The organism is Nostoc sp. 'Peltigera membranacea cyanobiont' 213 (genome assembly GCF_002245975.1).
Taxonomy (GTDB): Bacteria; Cyanobacteriota; Cyanobacteriia; order Cyanobacteriales; family Nostocaceae; genus Nostoc.
Genome location: NZ_NOLI01000299.1, coordinates 1 through 3221 on the forward strand (window position 1 = coordinate 1; position 3221 = coordinate 3221).

A 3221-nucleotide genomic window follows, 5' to 3' on the forward strand; every position below is an offset into this window, starting at 1 on the left:
ACCGATTCTCCTGGCAAAGCAGGTAGGGATTGAGGTTCATTAAAACCAGCGATCGCATCATGTTGTTGCCAAATTAAAGCTTTAGCTGCGGGTTTACCTAAATACAGTTGGGGAAAGTTTTCAACTGTGGGTTTAGTATAGGCTACTGTTTTGCAACAATTATGTTTATTCTTACCTTCACCTTCTTTAATTGCTCTAAACTCAATTTCTAGCACACCTAAACTCCGCCATTTATCACTTTTACCACTAAATGGTACTTGGAAATAATCAGCAAAGGTTTTCTCTAATGAACGGTAAAACTCTTCACGGACTGATTTAAAACTCCAGAGAGCTACATTCTTGAATCGGACAACAACAGGAGTAGTATGTAATGGTTGATTTTTGTCATCAAGAAACATGATTGCGTGTTCTGAACAGACATCCATTGTTCTTTTATCAAGACTATGCCTGTAGTCATCATAAAGACCAACAAACGAACCACCTACTTCTTCAACATCTGATTTATAGCGGATATATTCTGGTGCAAAAGCTAAAACCAGCAACCGACCTTCAGTAATTAATAGTCCGGTGACATCTTCAGTTAAAGTGACGGTAGTTAGATCATCTTCTTCTAGCATTTCTAGCCAACCAGCTTTTTCTAACTGGTCTTCTGGAATCAATAGTCCAGCAGGTTTATCGTTAACGACAATGCCATAGGGAAGAAGCGGTTTACGGACTTGGTTATAATGATCATTGAAGAGTTCTGGGTCTATTTCAAAATCGGTTTCTTCAAAGTCATAATCATCAGGTTCAGTTGCTCTGGCTTTGGTAGTTTTAGGTTTAGTAGCAGCAGTTTTGGTCGTAGATTGATGGGGGTATTTAGAGTTGTTTGTAACTTTTGATTTAACCATTGGACTGCATAAATATGATTGTCCAAAGCATGAGGCGTTAGCCTCTAAATTCAGTTATTGAGTTTGCTTAACGCTCGCCCTATAGAAGATTGGGAATTTCGCGTTTTTTTGTTTAGCATACTATGTTTTGATTTTAATCTGATTCATAATGATAACGAGCTTGTAAAAAATAAACTTTATTTTGCATTACTTTATAAACCAAACGATGTTCTAAATCAATGCGTCGTGACCAAGTATCAGGAGCAATATATTTAAGAGGTTCAGGTTTACCTAAGCCTGTAAACGGTTGACCGTCAAGAATATCCGCTACTAAATCTAATATCTTATCTCCTTTTTTTCTATCATGATTATACCACCAAGCCAAATCTGCTTTAAAATCAGGACTGAAAACCGGAAAATAACCAGATAATTCTTTTTCTTCATATTGTACAATATTCTAATTTTGTTGTCAAAATTGTATTTATTGATATAATTATGAAACTGGACAAATCAAAATAGACAGTCAAAACGCGGAACTAGTCAAAACGCGGAACTAATTAAAATAGCCTTTTTCAAAACAGAAAATAGAAAATAATTATGAGACCATTAATTTCCGAATTTTCTTACGGATATGCTTTGACTGAAGAAATAGTTTCTTATCATCGTCATAAAATGAAAGTTGCACCCGTTTTTCCATCACTGTATAAGGAAGGGAAAGACGGATATGGATACGATGTTAGTATTGACGTATTAGGTATTCCTATTTTTTTACAATTCAAATTGTCTGATTATATGAAAGGACGTAAAAAAACTAAAGAAATTGAACACGGACTTTTTACAGGTTCTTTTTACCGAATGCACTTACGCTCTCGCGAAAAATCCAAACAACATGACTTACTATTAAAACTAGAAAAACAAAGGAATCATGTTTATTATGTAACACCTCTATTTTATGAACTAAAAACACTTAATGAACTTTATATCAATAAAGAAATAGTAAAAAATTCTGCTTTCATTTCCCCAAGTTTGATAGGAGTGATTCCAGATAATGATGAACATCATATATCTTTTAAAGCGACTGGGAAGCAATTTTATATATTTTCCGAACCCAGAGAATTAGGCATATTACCTAGTTATGAAACAGTCTTTGAAGATTTAAATTTCACAGAATCACAATATCCTTGGGATACAATTACATCTGATATGATTAGGATTTTAAGAGATAGTGAAATTCTTAGTGATGAAAATTTCAGTTTACTAAGAGTAAGATTCAGAAACCAACCTCAAATACAACAAGTTGCTTATTTGGCTCAAGTTTTTTTTGATAGTCAGCTATTTGTTGCAAATCGTTCAAATTAAACCACAAAATTTAGTAATCTCTACTGACAACCCCAACCCTACCATTGACTCGCATTTTCAGGGGTAATAATTGCGGTTGTTGATCATTAAAATCATAGATTTCTCTGGGTTCAAATTCCGAATCTCCCAAATTAGCAGCCCATAATTTACCATCTCTTATCTCTTTCAAAAAATATCCACAAGGTCAATTCCCTAGTTTTGACTTGGTAACTAAAATTGCTGGTAAACGCATACTTAACCGCTATGAACCTTTACCAGAAAAATCTAGCAAACACTGCTAACTCGACATTAATTGAAGTCTCAACTTACCAACCAACACTAGCCAATATTGACTTCGGCAAATTCTTTCAACAGTACAACAACCCCCAAGGTTGGACAATGATGGCTGGACTACTGGTAGTTTTAATACTACTGCAAATCAGTGGTACGGGTAAAGGCAAAATCACCACTGGTAAAGTCTGCGGTGTCAGCGAAAAACTAGCAGCCACTAACTAGGCTGTTGACTTTGTGTATTTTTCGGGATTTTTGGGGAAAATTATTGGTGTTATTTTTTGTTCTGCCTAAAGTGCCTGCTTCAGGCACTTTAGGCAAAAATAAGCAACACATTTTTTGCGTGAAGTCTTATGGGCTAAAGGGTACAGAGTCAACACCCTAGATTTTGACCACAGCAGCAGGTACTTTCTCATCTTTCATCCAAGCTGATTTGCTGAGGGCATTTATAGGGAAATCGGACATTCCCACTAAGCTTGAAGGTAGAGAGATGGTGGTGTTCAAGCTAGATGATGAACGCCGTAGTGTGGTTGGGCCTCTGCTGGCGGCTGCAATGCACTTGATGATTGTCGGTAATTTAAGCCGTCCCCGCAAAGATCCGTTGATTATTTCTTTGGATGAATTACCATCTATAAAACTAGACCGCTTACCTCAGTGGATTAATGAATATCGTTCTAATGGTGCCTGCTTTATTCTGGGTATCCAAAGTTTAGAGCAACTTTA

The 3221-nt window shown here is 36.0% G+C and carries 6 protein-coding genes; 3 read left to right on the forward strand and 3 right to left on the reverse strand.

Annotated features, from left to right (window positions below; translation table 11 throughout):
* Together CDG77_RS34215 and CDG77_RS34220 are read right to left on the reverse strand one after the other, a co-directional pair.
* On the reverse strand, positions 1-890 hold an 890-nt coding region (locus CDG77_RS34215; RefSeq protein WP_094333567.1), incomplete at its 3' end, for a DUF5895 domain-containing protein.
* Positions 891-1023: 133 nt separating this feature from the next.
* Entirely contained in the window at positions 1024-1323 is a 300-nt protein-coding gene (locus tag CDG77_RS34220; protein ID WP_094333568.1) for a Txe/YoeB family addiction module toxin, read from the reverse strand.
* Positions 1324-1466: 143 nt separating this feature from the next.
* Here CDG77_RS34220 and CDG77_RS34225 point away from each other — a divergent pair, with 143 nt between their 5' ends.
* Complete coding sequence (locus CDG77_RS34225) at positions 1467-2228, forward strand: hypothetical protein (protein ID WP_094333569.1); 762 nt, start codon at positions 1467-1469, stop codon at positions 2226-2228.
* A 10-nt stretch (positions 2229-2238) separates the two neighbouring features.
* Here the strand turns inward: CDG77_RS34225 and CDG77_RS37240 are convergent, their stop codons facing one another.
* Positions 2239-2397 (reverse strand): hypothetical protein, encoded by a 159-nt coding sequence (locus CDG77_RS37240; protein WP_190234156.1) that lies wholly within the window; start codon positions 2395-2397, stop codon positions 2239-2241.
* Positions 2398-2471: 74 nt separating this feature from the next.
* On the opposite strand from CDG77_RS37240, the gene CDG77_RS34230 reads away from it, so the two are divergent.
* Positions 2472-2723, forward strand: a complete 252-nt coding sequence (locus tag CDG77_RS34230) for a hypothetical protein (RefSeq protein WP_190234157.1) — start codon at positions 2472-2474, stop codon at positions 2721-2723.
* Between the two features lie 163 nt (positions 2724-2886).
* Positions 2887-3221 (forward strand): type IV secretory system conjugative DNA transfer family protein (locus CDG77_RS34235; RefSeq protein ID WP_223270150.1); only part of this gene is annotated, 335 nt, incomplete at its 3' end.